12 protein-coding genes are annotated in these 16,085 nt (G+C 68.1%); 4 read left to right on the top strand and 8 right to left on the bottom strand.

Annotation, left to right across the window (positions count from 1 at the left end):
* Positions 1 to 6: 6 nt before the first annotated feature.
* The 6 genes from DV707_RS08955 to aroC form a co-directional block, all read right to left on the bottom strand.
* Complete coding sequence (locus DV707_RS08955) at positions 7 to 1,848, bottom strand: ATP-binding protein (RefSeq protein ID WP_103992219.1); 1,842 nt, start codon at positions 1,846 to 1,848, stop codon at positions 7 to 9.
* A gap of 543 nt (positions 1,849 to 2,391) precedes the next feature.
* Positions 2,392 to 3,822 (bottom strand): DNA polymerase Y family protein, encoded by a 1,431-nt coding sequence (locus DV707_RS08960; protein WP_103992220.1) that lies wholly within the window; start codon positions 3,820 to 3,822, stop codon positions 2,392 to 2,394.
* A 196-nt stretch (positions 3,823 to 4,018) separates the two neighbouring features.
* Positions 4,019 to 4,447 carry an HTH-type transcriptional regulator LrpA1 gene (gene lrpA1, locus DV707_RS08965; RefSeq protein WP_103992221.1) on the bottom strand — a complete coding sequence of 143 codons (429 nt, stop codon included), beginning with the start codon at positions 4,445 to 4,447 and terminating at the stop codon, positions 4,019 to 4,021.
* A gap of 187 nt (positions 4,448 to 4,634) precedes the next feature.
* Positions 4,635 to 5,573, bottom strand: a complete 939-nt coding sequence (locus DV707_RS08970; protein ID WP_103992222.1) for a thiamine pyrophosphate-dependent enzyme — start codon at positions 5,571 to 5,573, stop codon at positions 4,635 to 4,637.
* 2 nt (positions 5,574 to 5,575) lie between these two features.
* Positions 5,576 to 7,471, bottom strand: coding sequence for a 2-oxoacid:acceptor oxidoreductase subunit alpha (locus tag DV707_RS08975; protein ID WP_103992223.1), 1,896 nt, complete (start codon positions 7,469 to 7,471; stop codon positions 5,576 to 5,578).
* 340 nt (positions 7,472 to 7,811) lie between these two features.
* Entirely contained in the window at positions 7,812 to 8,963 is a 1,152-nt protein-coding gene (aroC, locus tag DV707_RS08980; protein WP_103992224.1) for a chorismate synthase, read from the bottom strand.
* Between the two features lie 138 nt (positions 8,964 to 9,101).
* Here aroC and DV707_RS08985 point away from each other — a divergent pair, with 138 nt between their 5' ends.
* Entirely contained in the window at positions 9,102 to 9,563 is a 462-nt protein-coding gene (locus DV707_RS08985; protein WP_103992225.1) for a pyridoxamine 5'-phosphate oxidase family protein, read from the top strand.
* 46 nt (positions 9,564 to 9,609) lie between these two features.
* Here the strand turns inward: DV707_RS08985 and aroA are convergent, their stop codons facing one another.
* Together aroA and DV707_RS08995 are read right to left on the bottom strand one after the other, a co-directional pair.
* Complete coding sequence (gene aroA, locus DV707_RS08990) at positions 9,610 to 10,911, bottom strand: 3-phosphoshikimate 1-carboxyvinyltransferase (protein ID WP_103992226.1); 1,302 nt, start codon at positions 10,909 to 10,911, stop codon at positions 9,610 to 9,612.
* An 86-nt stretch (positions 10,912 to 10,997) separates the two neighbouring features.
* On the bottom strand, positions 10,998 to 12,254 hold the full coding sequence (locus DV707_RS08995) for a PGF-CTERM-anchored ABC transporter substrate-binding protein (RefSeq protein WP_200820905.1): 1,257 nt from the start codon (positions 12,252 to 12,254) through the stop codon (positions 10,998 to 11,000).
* Positions 12,255 to 12,315: 61 nt separating this feature from the next.
* Between DV707_RS08995 and btuC the strand changes: the two genes are divergently transcribed.
* From btuC to DV707_RS09010, 3 genes are all read left to right on the top strand, one after another.
* A complete protein-coding gene (btuC, locus tag DV707_RS09000) occupies positions 12,316 to 13,335 on the top strand; it encodes a vitamin B12 ABC transporter permease BtuC (RefSeq protein WP_103992228.1) in 1,020 nt (339 codons plus the stop codon).
* On the top strand, positions 13,332 to 14,678 hold the full coding sequence (locus DV707_RS09005) for an ATP-binding cassette domain-containing protein (RefSeq protein WP_103992229.1): 1,347 nt from the start codon (positions 13,332 to 13,334) through the stop codon (positions 14,676 to 14,678). Before btuC ends, DV707_RS09005 begins: the two co-directional genes overlap by 4 nt.
* 275 nt (positions 14,679 to 14,953) lie before the next feature.
* Positions 14,954 to 16,015: a transcription initiation factor IIB gene (locus tag DV707_RS09010; RefSeq protein ID WP_103992230.1), complete on the top strand. Its 1,062-nt coding sequence runs from the start codon at positions 14,954 to 14,956 to the stop codon at positions 16,013 to 16,015.
* The last annotated feature ends 70 nt before the right edge of the window (positions 16,016 to 16,085 follow it).

Below are 16,085 nucleotides of genomic sequence, written 5' to 3' on the forward strand. Positions count from 1 at the left end.
GGGCTCTCAGTCGTCTGCGGCCTCTGCGTCCGTCTCCCGTACGTCACTCCCGCCCGTTTCCCGTTTCCCGTCCTCGCCGGTTTCCCGCTCTCGGCGGTCCGTCCCGTCTCCAGCCGTTGCCTCCGTCTCCTTCCCGGCGCCCTCGCCGGGTCTGAACGCGGCCTCGACTGCGGCGACGACCTCGCGCAACTCCTCGTCGTCGAGGCGGTCGGCGAACTCCTCGCGGACGAGTTTCGGCAGCGCGTAGGCGTACCGCCCGCGGCCGACGTGCTCGACGAACCCCGCGCGGCGGAGGAGTCCGTTCCGGCTGTAGGCGAGCTGCTTGTCGCCGACCTCGCCGGCCGCGACGTGCGCGTCGACCGGGTCGCAGGCGTCGATCTCGCGGTAGAAGGCGAGCATCCGCCTCGACGCCGGCGGCAGCGACCGAACGACGTCGCGCAGTCGCTCGATCACGTCCGCTCGGCCGGTCAGCGCCGCCGTCTCTTCGTGCGTGCGTTCGGGCGGAACGTCGGGGTCGGAATCGTCGGTCTCCGCGTCGTTCTCGGGAACTCCGCCGAGATGGATCTCGCCGTCGCTCCCGACGTCCATATCGAGTCCGGGATACGCGCCGGCGGCGGCCTCGCTGACGGCGACTTCCTCGTCGTCGACGGCGTCGTCCGGTCCCGATGGGGCCCCGTCGGCGTCCCGATCGTCGGTCTCGGCGACGGTGACGTCCGGGTCGTACTGGTCGAGTGCGGCCTGCTGCTCCTCGGGTCGACTGAGGTTTCGCCCCTCCCCGCCCCGGTAGGGCGACTCCGCGGTCTGGAACATCGCCTGGGTGAACTGCTCTGCCATCTGCGAGAGGTCGCGTGCCTCTTCGAGTTCGGATTCGAGCTGTCGGATCTTCGCCTCCTTCTTCTCCAGTTCCTGCTTCAGATCCGCGATCTCGCTCTCCCGGCGCGCCTTCTCGTCGGAGATCTCCTGAAGCTCGGAGACGAGATCGCCGTCGATCGATTTCAGTTCGGGTCGCTGGAAGTCGTCCAGGCCGGGGGTCGCGCCCGCGTCGAAGGTCTGTTTGCGGTGGAACTGGACGCGGCGGATCGACTCGTCCCAGTCGGTCATCACGAACGCCTCGCCGTTGCCCATATCCTCGATCGCGTCGGCGTACTCGGACCCGAGGATCCGACCGACGACCTTCGTGTCGTTGTTCCAGGTCAACCGGTGCCAGACGAGCCAGTCGCACTGCGTGATGAAGTCCTTCTTGACGTTCGCGGGTCGCTGGCTGATGCCGACGATCCCCAGGCCGTGCTTCCGGCCGCGCTTGCCGATCTTGATCAGCATCTTGCCCGCCTCGGTCATCCCGCCGCCCTCGGGGATGTACTCGTGACACTCCTCGACGAGCATCAGGAAGGGCTTCTTGAGCTTCTTCTCCTTCGCGAACAGTTTCTTCGCGACCTCCGTGAGCAGTTCCTGTGCCTCGGCCTCTTCGAGGTAGCCGGAGACGTCGAGGATGATCGGGACGTTCTGTTCGAGTGCGAGGTTCGCAAGCTTCTCGGCGTGTTCGGGACTGACGACGATGTCGCACTCGTCGTCCGCTCCGGCGTGGAGGAGCTCGAACTGCTCTTTGAGTCCATAGTACTCCCCATCCGTGTCGACTACGAGCACGGGAAAGTTGTTCGAGAGGAGGTTTTCGATGATCACCGACGCGGTATTCGACTTCCCGGAACCCGACTTGCCGGTGACGAACCCGCGACCGGTGAGAATGTCGACGACGGGGAGTTCGACCTCCGTTCCCGGCTCTCGGGTCCCGTCGCCCCCCGGCCCCTCACTGACGGTCGCGACGCCGATGGTCTCGGTGTCCTCGGTCATCTATCGGATGCTCGCCCCCGCGTGGCATAGTTCCTTCCCCGTCGAACCGCGGGAACCCCCTCCGGGTCGAATGGTACTGTTTAGTTAGGAGTGAAATCGGTGGGAAGGATGCAGGGAAGCCCTCGGAAGCCCCCGCGTTCTCGACTCGATGCGCTCGCTGTGCTCCTCGTCGCTCACTGTGTTCGCTCCTGCGGTGCTTACGTCGCGCGTCGAGTCGAGAACGCGGCCCCTTCCATTCCCACCCGTCGGTGGTTTTCCGGGTGGGAGTCGCTTAACTAAACGCGACCGGTCGAATTCGGCGTACGTTTATTTACCAAGACGAGGCCAGGGTCCCCGTGACGTAACGAGTGTCCCGCGTCGGGGAGCGGTCGTTCGGCACGACGACGCGGGAGCGGAGGGACGGAATTTCCGTCCGGCCGGTGCCGACTGCTCGCCATTTGGCGTCCTCGAGCGATGCGACCGCGACTCTATGGTCTGTCTGTCGAGGACGGTGTCCCCGTCGCCGTCGAGACTGGTGTCCCCGTCGCCGTCGAGGACGGCGTCTCACTCCTCGCCGTCGAGGACGGTGTCCCCGTCGCCGCCGAGATCGTCGAACGAGAGTTGTCCCTCCGGTTCCGCGTTCTCCCCGTCGGCGAGGTCGGACAGCTCCTCGCCTTCCGCGCCGTCGTCCGCGTCGCCACCGTTCCACCCGTCGAGTCGGGACTGCTCGCCCGACGCGAACGAGAGGTTCGAGACGCGGACCCCCAGTTTGCGGACGGCGTCGCCGTCGAACTCCGAGAGCAGTTCGAGCGCGACGTCCTCGACGAGGTCCGGATCGTCGACCGGCCCCGGGAGCGACCGCTCCCGGGTGTTGACGTCGTACGGGGGCACGACGGCCTTGATCCCGATCGTCCGGTAGGTCGCGTCCCGACTGCGAGCGCGGGCCGCGACGTCGGCCGCGAGCGCCGCGAGCGCCTCCCGCTTTTCCTCCCAGTCGTCGGTCGCCTCGGCGAACGCCGACTCCCGCGAGAGGCTCTTGGGCCGGCCGGTCGGCGTCACCTCTCGGTCGTCGATCCCGCGGGCCCGGTCGTGCAGTTCCACCCCGCGGGACCCGAACGCCGAACGGAGCGCCGTCGGGTCGGCCTCGGCGAGGTCGCCCGCGGTCTCGATACCCATCTCCGCGAGCCGGTCGGCCGTCACCGGCCCCACGCCGTGGACCGCGTCGACGGACAGCGGTGCCAGAAATTCGCTGACCTCGCCGGGTTCGACGACGACGAGTCCGTCCGGCTTGTCGTGATCCGAGGCGATCTTCGCGGCGGACATGTTCGGCGCCACGCCGACGCTCGCCGGGACCCCCACCTCCCGCGCGATCCGCTGTTTCACGTGTCGCGCGTACCCCTCGGCCAGGGTCCGGTCGCCGTCGGGCGTGCGCTGCCAGGCGGTCTCCTCGGTGACGTCGAGGTACGCCTCGTCGATGCTGACCTCGCGGACGACGTCGGCACACTCGTGGAGGATCTCCTTCACCGACGCCGCGACCGACTTGTAGAAGTCCAGATCGACCGGTCGGTAGTGGCCCGTCTCGGTGGAGTGCGCGTCGTCTCCGACGGGCGTGCCGCCGGCGTCCGCATTACCGTCACCGGCGGCGCCGTTGCCGCCGGCCGCGTCGCCGTCGTCGATCGCGTTCTCACCGCCGCCGCCGCCCGCGTCCGGGTCGGATTCCGTATCGGTATCTGTCTCGGCGCGCGGGAGTCGCTCCAGCGCCTCCGAGATCGGCTGAGCGCTCTCGACGCCGTATTCGCGCGCCTCGTAGCTCGCGGTGGCGACCGCGCCGAACGTCTCGCCGGACTCGTATCCCATCCCGACGACGACTGGCTCACCGCGGAGAGAGGGTTCGCGCAGTCGCTCACAGGAGGCGTAAAAACAGTCCATATCGACGTGGAGGACGATCCGCGAGGGCGTCGACTCCTCGACGCCGGGGAGCGTCTCCCCGCTCATCGTCCGCTGGCCCTCGCGCGGTCGGTTCGGTTCGTGAGTGACATCTGCGGTCGTCCGTCCCGGTGACGGTCGGTTCTACGCGAGGCGCTCTCAATAGCGTTCTCAAACCGGAGCGGAAGTAGAGCGGGCCGGAGCGGTGGAGGATCGATCAGAAAATCGGACGGGAGCGGACGGCCGTCTTACCTCGTGGGAGAGGTCACTTCAGTCGTTCCTGCAGGAACGACGGGTGGGCGGCGGTGATCCCATCGATCGACAGCAGCGTCTCGGCGATGACCTCGCCGAGAGCGTCGCCGTCGGGCGCGCGGACCTCCGCCATCAGCATGTGATCGCCCGAGGAGGTGTACAGCGACTCGACGGCGTCCAGTTCCTTGAGTTCGCGCGTCGCCTCGACGTAGCGCTCCGAGGCCACGTCGAGTCCCACGAGCGCGATCGAGGTCTCAGAGAGCTTCTTCGGGTCCACGTCCGCGGAGTAGCCGACGATGATCCCCTCTTCTTCCATCTGCCGGATGTACTTCCGGACGGTCGGCTTCGAGACGTCCGCCCGCTCCGCGATCTCGGCGTACGACGCCTGGGCGTCCTCCTCGAGAACGTCGAGGATGCGCCCTTCCGTCGAAGTGGCTTCCATACCCCTATCTTTCGGATGGCAGAAAAAATACCTTCCGAACCTGAAAAGCGAACTTCCGACGACGAAACCCTCGGTCGGATGGAGTGCGCGTACGACTCACAGAACAGATGCGACCGCGCCGTCGAACCGACTCGGTCTCGTTCGGAGAAGCGAGAGAGATGCCGTTTCAGACGGCCGCAGACGACGCCTACTTGTGCTTGTCGAGGAACGTGTCGTAGACGCGTTCCCACTCGTAGTCGTCGTCGAAGTACCGCTCTGCGAGCGGTTCCTCGGGGATCTCGCCGATCCGCTGTTTCTCCTGCTGGTAGGACGGCCGGTCCTCGTCGACGTAGTAGCGGCCGGTGAGGACGGTCCCCTCGTGGAGGACGTTCTCCGTCTCGTGCATCATCTCGGAGGCCTCCGAGCGGTCGGTGTTGTCGAACTCGTAGTCCTCGGAGTCGTTGATGTCGATGTAGGGGACGTACTGCTTTGCGTCCTTGTTCCAGGTCGGACACTGCGTGAGGAAGTCCACGTGGGAGAACCCGTCGTGCTCGATGGCCTCGACGATGATGTCCTTCGCCTGGTTCGGGTTGACGGCGGCCGTCCGAGCGATGTAGGACGCGCCGGCCGTCAGCGACAGCGACAGCGGACGGATCGGGTCCTTCGCCGACCCGTGGGGCTGGGTCTTCGACTTGTGGCCCTTCGGCGACGTCGGCGACGTCTGGCCCTTCGTGAGCCCGAAGATCTCGTTGTTGAACACGATGTAGGTCATATCGTGGTTCTCGCGGGCCGTGTGGGTGAAGTGGTTGCCGCCGATCCCGTAGCCGTCGCCGTCGCCGCCGGCGGCGACGACGGTCAGTCCGGGATTGGCCAGTTTGGCCGCCCGGGCGACCGGCAGCGACCGGCCGTGGATCGTGTGGAAGCCGTAGCTCTCGAAGTAGCTGTTCAACTTGCCCGAGCAACCGATGCCCGTGCAGACGAGCATCTCCTCGGGGGACAGTCCCAGTTCGGCTGCCGCCCCTTTCAGGGCCTTCAGCACCCCGAAGTCGCCACAGCCGGGACACCAAGTCGGCTGGGGTTCGAGGCCGGGCGTGTACTCGTTACGGTCGCGTTCGGCGTTCTCGCCGATTGCACTGAATGCGCTCATTGTTAATCACTCGCTGCGGGGACGAACTTGGTCTCGTGGCCGGGCAGCGACCCGTCCTCGACGATGCTCGTGACGAACCCGTCGACGATCTCGGCGGGCTCGAAGGGGTTGCCGTTGTACTTCAGGAGACTCGAGAGCTTCTCGCCGAAGCGACCGAGTTCCTTCTGCGTCAGGCCGCGGAACTGCGCGGAGGCGTTCATCTCGACGACGAGCACCTCGTCGACGCTCCGGATGAACTCGGTGACCTCCTCGACCGGGTACGGCGCGAGTTCGGAGACGCCGAGCATCTTCACCGAATGGCCGTCGTCGTTCAGTCGGTCGACCGCCTCCTCGGCGGTTCCCTGCTGGGAGCCGAACGTCATGATCCCGTACTCGGCCTCTTCGGGTCCGTAGTGGGTGTTCGTCTCCTCGTCGCCGTCGAGGTCCGCCCGGATGGCCTCCATCTTCTGCATCCGACGGTTGACCTGATTGACGCGGTTGTCGGGGTCCTCGGCGATGTGACCGGCGGGCATGTGCTCGTTGCCAGTCGCGAGGTAGCGGCCGCCTTCCTGTCCGGGGAGCGAGCGCGGACTCACGCCGTCTTCGACGTCGTGCTGGAAGCGGTTGTACTTGCCCGAGGGGTCGTGCGGCGCGTCCGCGAGTTCGGCCTCGGAGATGACCGACCCGAGGTCGGGGTTCGGCTCCTCGTCGAAGACGCTGGCGGGGACGTTCCGCATCTCGCCGCCGTTCTTCTGGTCGTAGAGGACGATCGACGGGATCTGGTACTCGTAGGCGATCTGGAACGCCCGCCGGGTCTGCTTGTAGGCCTCCTCGGCGCCCGAGGGCGCGAAGACGACCCGATGGGAGTCGCCCTGCGACGTGTAGAGGACGTGTTCGAGGTCGGCCTGTTCGGGCTTCGTCGGCATCCCAGTCGAGGGACCGGCGCGCATCGCCTCGACGAGGACGACCGGCGTCTCGGTCATCTCCGCGAGGCCGAGCGGCTCCGACATCAGCGCGAAGCCGCCGCCGGATGAACCGGACATCGCCTTGACGCCGGCGTGGGAGGCCCCGACCGCGAGCGCCGCGGCCGCGATCTCGTCTTCGACCTGCTCGGAGATCCCGCCGACCTCCGGGAGGTTCTGCGACATGATCGTGAAGACCTCGGTCCACGGCGTCATCGGATAGCCGGCGATGAAGCGACAGCCCTCGTCGAGCGCGCCGTACGCGATGGCGTCGGACCCCGAGATGAGCACCTGTTCCTCCTCGTGCTCGCCCTCCGGTACCGACACGTCCGGTGCGTCGGCGTCGAACTCCTCGAGGACGGTCTCGTAGGCGTCATCGAACACCGACATATTCGGCTCGAACACCTTCTCCGGCATCGAGTCCTCCATCAGGCTCTTGATGACGTCGGGTTCGATCCCGGCGATGGCGCAGGTGACGGCGACGCCCGCGGTGTTCCGCATCACTTCGCGGCCGTGCTCGCGAGCCATCGTTCGGAGGTCGATGTCGTAGACGTGCCAGCCGTTCTCCTCGACCCGCTCGTCGAAGTTCGGGATGTCGTCGGTGTCGAGCAGCCCCGAGTCGTAGACGATGACGCCGCCCTCGTCCAGTTCGTCGAGGTTCTCCGACAGCGGTTTCACCTCCTCGTTGCCGTAGTAGGCGTTCTCCTGCGGATTACGGGCGAAAGAGTCGCCCAGTGCGAGGAGGAAGTTGTACCCGTCGCCGCGCGATTTCACGGGCTCCGACGAGACCCGGACCTCCGTGTAGGTGTGGCCGCCGCGGATGCGCGACGGGTAGTGACGATGCGTGAATACGTGTAGGCCCGCTCGCATCAGGGCCTTTGCGAAGTTCTGGCTGGTCGAGGCGATCCCGTCTCCGGAACCACCCGCGATTCGCCAGATGAGTTCGTCGTCAGTCATATCTGAGCTCACGGCCCGGGTGGGCCACTACCGAAAACTTTCGGAAGGAGTCGATTAAAGCCTTTGCTATAAGTTACCAAGGAAAGATGATGATGTTCCTAATATGTGTCCACAACACACGATATATTGAAGAATAGTACGTGTTCGTCCACTGTATTCACGTAGATTTTAACGGGTTCGAATCACAGCGCGAAACCTTGCGCAGAACGACACAACCGAAACGGCGGCGGCTCTGGTTCTTTCGGCCGTTTCTGAGATATTCGGCTATCGATCCGATATGCTCGCAAAGAAACCTGTTTCCCACGTCGGAGAGTACGCCGACGGCCGCCGATGGTGGCGGCTACTCGTTGTCCGGGCTCGACGGGTGGTAGTCGGTGTCGTACTCGCCGGGGTCGTCGTCGAGGCGGTCGGGGTTGATCCGGCCGCCGAGGAGCATGAAGTCGAGGATCGTGAGGTTCAACATCGCCTCGACGACCGGCACCGCACGCGGCGGCAGCACGGGGTCGTGCCGCCCGACGACCTGGATCTCCTTCTCCTCGCCGGTCTCCCAGTCGACGGTCTTCTGCTTCTTCGGGATCGACGTCGGCGCGTGCCAGGTGACCTCGCCGTAGATCGGCTGTCCGGTCGTGATGCCGCCCTGGAGCCCGCCGTGTTTGTTGCCCTCGGGGACCGGGTCGCCGTCGGAGTCGAATTCCCAGTCCTCGTTTCGGTCCTTTCCGGTCCACTCGCGGGCCTCCGTCCCGAGACCGAACTCGAAGGCCGTCGTCGCCGGAATCGACATCATCGCCTGGCCGAGTCGCGAGGGGAACGAGTCGAACCGCGGCGCGCCGAGTCCGCGGGGGACGCCCTGGGCCTCGAAGTAGATCGACCCCCCGATGGAGTCGCCGGCCTCCTGGTAGTCGTCGATCAGCTCGCGCATCTCCTCCGCCGTGTCGGGATCGGCGCACCGAACCGGATTCTCCTCCGCGTGTTCGAGCATCTGCTCGAAGCTCACGTCGGGTGCCTCGATGTCCCCGATCTGGTTCACGTGCGCCTTCACCCGAACGTCCTCGGTCTCCAGTATCTTCTTCGCGACGGCGCCCGCGGCGACCCAGTTCACCGTCTCGCGCGCCGAGGAGCGGCCGCCGCCGCCCCAGTTGCGCGTCCCGAACTTCGCCGAGTAGGTGAAGTCGCCGTGGCTCGGACGCGGGGCCGTCACGTACGGCTCGTACTTGCCCGAGCGGGCGTCCTTGTTCTCGATGACCATCCCGATCGGCGTCCCCGTCGTGTACCCGTCCTGGACTCCCGAGTTGATCGAGACCGCGTCGGGCTCGCCCCGGGAGGTCGTGATCATCGACTGACCCGGCTTTCGTCTGTCCAGTTCCGCCTGGACGTCGTCCTCGTCGAGTTCGAGCCCGGCCGGACAGCCCGACACCGTCACGCCCATCGCGTCGCCGTGGCTCTCGCCGTAGGTGGTGACCTGGAAGAGCCGGCCGAATCGGTTCCCGTTCATTACCTCGCCGTCGTGCTTCCGGGCATATATACGTTGCAGAAAGCCGCAATCGGCGGGGAGGGAGTCCCGCTCGCGACCGCCGGGGGAACTATGCTGCGCGCCCGCGAAAGAGAGGTACGGGAGCTCCCGGAACTTCGTATGGACAACATCGAATACGCGTACACCCACGGAATGGACGACGCGGCGGTCGAAGAGCGACTGGAGACGACCGGGACCGGCGTGCTCGCGCTCTCGGAGGGCGACGACAGTTATGCCATTCCGCTGGCACACTACTACGACGGCGAGCGGCTCTACTTCCGCCTCGGCGTCACCGACGGGAGTCGAAAAGGGCGGTTCCTAGAGACGACGGACACCGCGTCTTACGTCCTCTACGGAACGGCGGACACCGACGACCCGCGGGGGATCGACTCTTGGAGCGTCCTCGTCACCGGAACGCTCACCGAACTTCCGGAGTCCGAACACGAGCGGTTCGACACCGCCGAAATAAACCGCGCGTTCTCGCCGATCCGCGTCTTCGACGAGGACGTCGAGGAGATGGAGATCCGCATCGTCGAACTCGAGATCGAGTCGATCACCGGACGGCAGACCGCCGAGGCGTAGCCGGCGGAGCCGCCGACTGGACTTCTCTGTGGGCTCGCCGGCCCGACTACTCGGCCCGCTCGACGTCGACGCCGAGCGACTCCAGCGCGTCGAAGAAGTCCGGGAACGACACGTCGACGTGTTCGCCGCCCTCGATGACGGTGTCGCCGTCGGCGACGAGGCCGGCGACCGAAAGCGACATCACGATCCGGTGGTCGGCGCGGCCGTCGACCCGCGCCCCGACGAGGTCGCTCTCTCCCCCGTGGACCGTCAGCCGGTCCCGTTCTTCAGTCACGGACGCGCCGAGCTTCTCCAGCTCCTCGGCCATCGCGCTCACGCGGTCGGTCTCCTTGTAGCGGACGTGCTCGCAGTTCTCGATGACGGTGTCGCCGTCGGCGACGGCGCCGAGCGCGGCGATCGTCGGGAGGAGATCGGGGGTGTCGCCGACGTCGACGGTCGTCCCCGACAGCGACGCCCGCGGGACGGTGATCTCGCCGGCCTCGCGGTCCCACTCGACGGCCGCGCCCATCGACTCCAGAATCCCCACGATGGCGCTGTCGCCCTGCGCGCTCGGGCGTGCGCCCTCGACGACTACCGCCTCGCCGTCCGCGGCGGCGACCGCGCCCGCGGCGAGCAGGTACGACATCGACGAGAAGTCCCCGGGGACGGCGTACTCGCCGCCGGTGGGGTCGTAGGACTGACCACCGGGAACGGTAAAGCCCTCGGCCGTCCGCTCGGCCTCGACGCCGAAGTCGCGGAGGACCTCCAGCGTGATGTCGACGTACGGCGCGGACTTCAGTTCGGTTTCCAGGTCGATCTCGATGCCCTCCTCGGTCACCGCGCCGGCCATCAAGAGCGCGGTGATGTACTGCGAGGAGACGTCGCCCGGGATCGACACCCTTCCGCCGCCGGTGTCGCCGCCGACGACGAGCGGCGCCTGCCCGTTGCCGCGCGTCGACTCCGCGCGGCCGCCGAGTTGGTCGATCGCGTCGAGGAGGGGTCCCTGCGGTCGCGAGCGCAGGGAGTCGTCGCCGGTGAAGACGCAGAGACCGTCGGCGAGCGCGCCGCAGGCGGTGACGAGCCGCGTGGTCGTCCCCGAGTTCGCGCAGTCGACGACGTCGTCCGGAACCTCCGGCCGGCCGTCGAAGCCCTCGATTTCGAGTCGCGCGTCGTCGCCGGAGCGGTCCACCGACCCGCCGAACGCCTCGACCGCCCGCATCGTCGCGCGGGTGTCGGCGCTCACGAGCGGATCGGAGACGACGGCCTCGTCGCCGTAGCCCGCCGCCAGGATGGCTCGGTGCGTGTAGCTCTTCGAGGGCGGCGCGCGGACTCGCCCCTCGACGCGCGACTGCGAGATAGTGACGTCCATACGGGTCGTTCTCGGTGGCGGGGGTATGATACTTACTGTCGACGGTCCCGGCGTTCCACGTGGCCGCGCGGGAACCGCCCGCCGCGTCAGCGACGCATCGCCAGCAGCGCGGCGGCAGCGAGGGCCGCGAGCGTCACCGCCGGACCGAATCCCGGCGTGTCGGTTGACGTCGTCGGCGACGCGTCGGGAGTCACCGTCACGGGCGGCGTGCCGTCGTCATCGGTCGTGGCGTCGGTACCGGGCGTCGCCGTCGACGCACCGGACTGGAGCGCCCGGTACTCCTCGTAGGCCTCGGGGTGGACGCGCCGCATAATCACCTCGGCGGCCTGGACCGACCGCGGGGCGGGCTGCTGGAGGTAGTTCGTGTCGACGCGAATCACGTTCCTCTCCTGTACGGCCGTCGTGCTGTTGTAGGCGGCGTTCTCGGGGATCGGGCTCCCTTCGGGCGCGACGATCCACTCGGGGTTCATCTCGACGACCGTCTCGTCGTTGATCGGTTGGAACCCAGAGATACCGGCCTCCGCAGCGCCGTTCTGCAGCCCGGCGGTCGTCATCAGGTCGCCGATGAACGTGTTCGCGCCCGAGGTGTAGCCGTAGAAGACGTTGAGCCCGACCGGTCGCTCGGTGCCTTCGAGCGCCCGCTCCATGTCGTCGACCGACTGGCGGATCTCCGCGGCGCGCGCAGCGCCAGCCTCGCAGTTGCCGGTGAGCCGACCGATCCGCTCGGTCTTGTCCGCGACGAATTCGAGCGACTCCGGCTGGCCGAACACGTAGACGGGAACGCCCTGCGCGCGGATCTGTTCGACGCGCTCGGCGGCCGCCCCGTAGGAACTGTTCGGGACGAGAACGAGGTCGGGTTCGGCGTCGATGACGGTCTCGACGCTCGGGCCGCCCGCGCCGGAGACGTTCGCCTTCTCGTCGGCTCCTTCGAGGTAGGAAGCGTACTGGGAGACGCCGACGACTTCGTCGCGCGCGCCGATCTCCCACATCGTCTGGGCGGCGCTCGGGTTCAGGGTCACGATCCGGTCGGGGTCGGACTCGATCGTCACGTTGGCCCCCGTCGCGTCGGTCGTCTCGTAGGGGAACGTACAGGTCTCGGCGTCGGCATCGGATCCGGAGTCGGCGTCGGCATCGGATCCGGAGTCCGACTGGTGGTCGTGGGGCGGTGCGTCGTCGAGGGCGTCGACGCCGCTCTCCGGCGTCACCGCGTCGCCGGCCGCGTATCCCGCGGAATCAGCGGACGGAGCGGACGGAGCGGCCGCCGCGCCCGCTGCGGGCACGACTGCTACGCCGACTGCGGCGACGACGAGGAGCATCGAGAGAGCGACTGCGCTGCGTTGCATACTCGGGACTGAACGCTATCGCAACAAGTATTTGCCTAATCCAACTGAAGTTGAGATACTCGTGAGTATCCGAACGCGGACCGTCGCGTGGTCTGTCGCGCTCTCGGGCGCGCTCGCCGCCGTCGTCGTCGCCAGCGCCGGCATCGGCCCGGTGTCGATCCCGCCGGCGACGGTCGCGAAGGTGCTTTTGTCTTCGGACCCGCTCCCCTTCGCCTTCGACGTCGGCCGGACGAACCGGATCATCGTCCGCGACGTCCGCCTCCCGCGGATCGCGCTGGCCGCGTTCGTCGGCTTCGCGCTCGCGACCGCCGGGACCGTGATGCAGGGGTTCTTCCGGAACCCGATGGCGGACCCCTCGATCATCGGCGTCTCCTCGGGCGCGGCCGTCGGGGCGGTCGCGACGATCGTCGTCCCCTACGCGCTCCCGTTCGGGCTGGAGCTCCAGGGCGCGGCGTTCGTCTCGGCGGTCCTCACCGCGTTCGGCGTCTACCTCATCGCGACTCGCGACGGCCGAACGCCGACCGCGACGCTGCTTCTCGCCGGCGTGGCCGTCCAGACGTTCCTCGGAGCGATCATCTCGCTTCTGCTCCTCCACAGCGGCCAGAGCATCCGCCGCGTCGTCTACTGGCTGATGGGTCACCTCGGCGGGACGACGTGGGCGGAGGTGCGAGTGATCGCGCTCGTGCTCCCCCCGCTGTTCCTCCTCTTGCTCCTGTACGCCCGCGATCTGAACGTCCTGCTGCTCGGCGAGGAGGACGCCCACGCGCTCGGGATCGAGGTCGAGCGGACGAAACGGCTCCTCCTGGCCGCCTCGAGCGTCGTCACCGCGGCGGCCGTCGCCGTGACCGGCGTGATCGGCTTCGTCGGGCTGATCGTCCCGCACGCGATGCGCCTCCTCGTCGGCCCCGACCACCGGATCCTGCTCCCGACGAGCGCGCTCGCCGGCGCGTCGTTCCTCGTCGCGACCGACACGCTGGCGCGCTCGGGCCCCACGGAGATCCCCGTCGGCATCGTGACCGCGGCCCTCGGCGCGCCCTTCTTCCTGTACCTGCTCCGCTCGCGGGAGGTGACCGGGCTGTGAGCGGACCCGAGCACGGCGCCGTCGATGTCGGCGTCGGTCCGCGAACCGAGGTCGACGACCCCCTCGTCGAGGTCGCGGACCTCCGGGTCGGCTTCGGCGGGACGACCGTCCTCGACGGCGTGGACGCCGCGATCGACCGCGGCACGTTCGTCGGCCTCGTCGGTCCCAACGGGGCGGGGAAGACGACGCTGCTCCGGACGCTCAACGGGACGTTGACGCCGTCGTCGGGGGCGGTCACGATCGACGGCGAGCGGATCCACGACCTCTCCTCGAAGGCCGCGAGCCGCCTCGTCGCGACGGTCCCGCAGGACACGACCGTCGCCTTCGAGTTCGACGTCCGGACCGTCGTCGAGATGGGTCGGAACCCCCACCGCTCGCGGTTCGGCGGCTGGAGCGAGGCCGACACCGAGGCCGTCGCGCGGGCGTTCGAGTGGACCGACACCCGGCAGTTCTCCGACCGCGGGATTTCGACCCTCTCCGGCGGGGAGCGACAGCGCGTCCTCCTCGCGCGGGCGCTCGCCCAGGAGAGCCCGCTCCTGCTCTTGGACGAACCGACGGCGAGCCTCGACATCAACCACCAGGTCCGGACCCTCGAACTGGTCCGAGAACTCGTCGCCCGCGGGAAGACCGCGATCGCGGCGATCCACGACCTGAACCTCGCCGCGCAGTACTGCGACGAACTGCTGTTGCTCTCCGGCGGCGAGGTCGCCGCCGTCGGGCCCCCGGAGTCGGTCCTCACGGAGGACGCACTCGGCGCGGCCTTCGACGCCAACGCCGTCGTCTCCAGGCATCCGGTCACCGGATCGGTGTACGTCACCGCGCTGCCGGAGGGACGCCGCTCGGACGTCGGAGCGGAGAGCGGCCGAGTCCACGTCGTCGGCGGCGGCGGAACCGCCGCGCGGTACCTCTACGTCCTCGACGCCGCGGGCTTCGAGGTGAGCGCCGGCGCGCTCAACGAGGGCGACACCGACGCGGAGGCCGCCAGGAGCCTCGCGCTCGACCTCGTGACCGTCGACCCCTTCGCCGGCGTCGACGCCGCGGCCCGGGAGGCGGTCGAGACGCGGGTCGCCGCCGCCGACTGCGTCCTCGTCGCCGACGTGGAGGTCGGGACCGGTAACCTCCCGAACCTCAGGGCGGCGGCGAACGCCGACAGCGTCGTCCTCGTCGAGGAGCGACCGTTCGCGGAACGGAACTACGTCGGTCCGGAGGCGCGGCGCGTCTACGAGGAACTTCGCGCCCGCGCTCGCGTCGTCGACCCCTCTTCGGTCCCCGCCGCCGTCGCCGCGGCCGTCGAGGAATCGGCGCCCGACGGCTCGACGCCGTCGCAGTCGCGGCCGACCTAGACGGACGGGAACGTCGCTGTCCTCGACGGCGCCCGACCGCCCCGCTTCGGGGGATTCTCGCCCGCCTCCGGACACGTCAATCGAAGAGTATTTCATCAGTGTATTGATACCGGATCGCACACTCGCCGGCGGCTCCGAGAGCGAGTCCCTACCGTCGGACGTATCGGCTCGGTATTGTGTTCGCACACGGCCGACACATTTTTTAGGCGCGCCTACAAATGCGGTATTGAGAACGAGGCGGTGGTACGGTTCTCACCGTCCTCCCGTGAACCAAAATGAGTGACGCCCTTCACACGCGCGCGCGAGACGGAACTGAGCGAGAACGAAAGTGGCGCGATCACGACGCCGACGCGACCGAGAACGCCACTGCCGACACCGAAGAGCAGGAGCAGTCGGCCGACGAGGAGACGCTCCAGTGTCCCGAGTGCGGTTCGACGGACCTCCAGACGGACGACGAGCGCGGAGAGACCGTCTGCGGGGCCTGCGGCCTCGTCGTCGACGAGGACTCGATCGACCGCGGCCCCGAGTGGCGCGCCTTCGACAGCGCCGAGCGAGACGAGAAGTCCCGCGTCGGCGCGCCGACGACGAACCTGATGCACGACAAGGGGCTGTCGACCAACATCGGCTGGCAGAACAAGGACGCCTACGGCAACTCCCTGTCGTCGACGCAGCGGCAGAAGATGCAGCGGCTGCGCACCTGGAACGAGCGCTTCCGAACCAGGGACTCGAAGGAGCGCAACCTCAAGCAGGCGCTCGGCGAGATCGACCGGATGGCCTCGGCGCTCGGCCTCCCCGACAACGTCCGCGAGACGGCCTCGGTCATCTACCGCCGCGCGCTCGACGAGGACCTGCTGCCCGGGCGCTCCATCGAGGGAATCGCGACCGCCTCGCTGCACGCCGCCGCCCGGATGGCACAGGTCCCCCGGAGCATCGACGAGGTCGCGCGCGTCTCCCGCGTCGACGAGGACGAGTTCGAGCGCGCCTATCGCTACGTGGTCCGGGAGCTCTCCCTGGAGATCCAGCCGGCGGACCCCTCGGAGTACGTCCCCCGGTTCGCCTCGGACCTCGAGATCCCCAAGGAGACCGAGCGGACGGCCCGGGAACTGCTGGAGAACGCCAAGCGGAAGAACGTCCACTCGGGCAAGTCGCCGGTCGGCCTCGCCGCCGCGGCGCTGTACGCCGCGGCCCAGCTGACGAACGTGGAGCTGACGCAGGCGGAGGTGAGCGACGTGACGGACATCTCGGAGGTCACGATCCGGAACCGCTACCAGGAACTGCTGGAAGCGTGGGACCTCGACTCGCCGCGCGGCGGCCGGCAGAGCGCCGCGGAAGCGTAAGCGAGCGAACGAGCGGCGCTAGTTTTTGCGAGGCCGCGGTCCGGTTTCGTTCGTGTGCCGACCGCGACGT

Origin of the sequence: Halobellus limi, assembly GCF_004799685.1 — an archaeon.
Taxonomy (GTDB): Archaea; Halobacteriota; Halobacteria; order Halobacteriales; family Haloferacaceae; genus Haloquadratum; species Haloquadratum limi.

What these genes read in the sequence shown, in the direction of transcription:
- DV707_RS08960 (WP_103992220.1), bottom strand. Translation starts at nt 3,822, where the DNA reads ATGAGCGGGGAGACGCTCCCCGGCGTCGAGGAGTCGACGCCCTCGCGG.
- DV707_RS08995 (WP_200820905.1), bottom strand. Translation starts at nt 12,254, where the DNA reads ATGCAACGCAGCGCAGTCGCTCTCTCGATGCTCCTCGTCGTCGCCGCA.
- aroA (WP_103992226.1), bottom strand. Translation starts at nt 10,911, where the DNA reads ATGGACGTCACTATCTCGCAGTCGCGCGTCGAGGGGCGAGTCCGCGCG.
- DV707_RS08985 (WP_103992225.1), top strand. Translation starts at nt 9,102, where the DNA reads ATGGACAACATCGAATACGCGTACACCCACGGAATGGACGACGCGGCG.
- DV707_RS08970 (WP_103992222.1), bottom strand. Translation starts at nt 5,573, where the DNA reads ATGAGCGCATTCAGTGCAATCGGCGAGAACGCCGAACGCGACCGTAAC.
- DV707_RS09010 (WP_103992230.1), top strand. Translation starts at nt 14,954, where the DNA reads ATGAGTGACGCCCTTCACACGCGCGCGCGAGACGGAACTGAGCGAGAA.
- lrpA1 (WP_103992221.1), bottom strand. Translation starts at nt 4,447, where the DNA reads ATGGAAGCCACTTCGACGGAAGGGCGCATCCTCGACGTTCTCGAGGAG.
- aroC (WP_103992224.1), bottom strand. Translation starts at nt 8,963, where the DNA reads ATGAACGGGAACCGATTCGGCCGGCTCTTCCAGGTCACCACCTACGGC.
- DV707_RS08955 (WP_103992219.1), bottom strand. Translation starts at nt 1,848, where the DNA reads ATGACCGAGGACACCGAGACCATCGGCGTCGCGACCGTCAGTGAGGGG.
- DV707_RS08975 (WP_103992223.1), bottom strand. Translation starts at nt 7,471, where the DNA reads ATGACTGACGACGAACTCATCTGGCGAATCGCGGGTGGTTCCGGAGAC.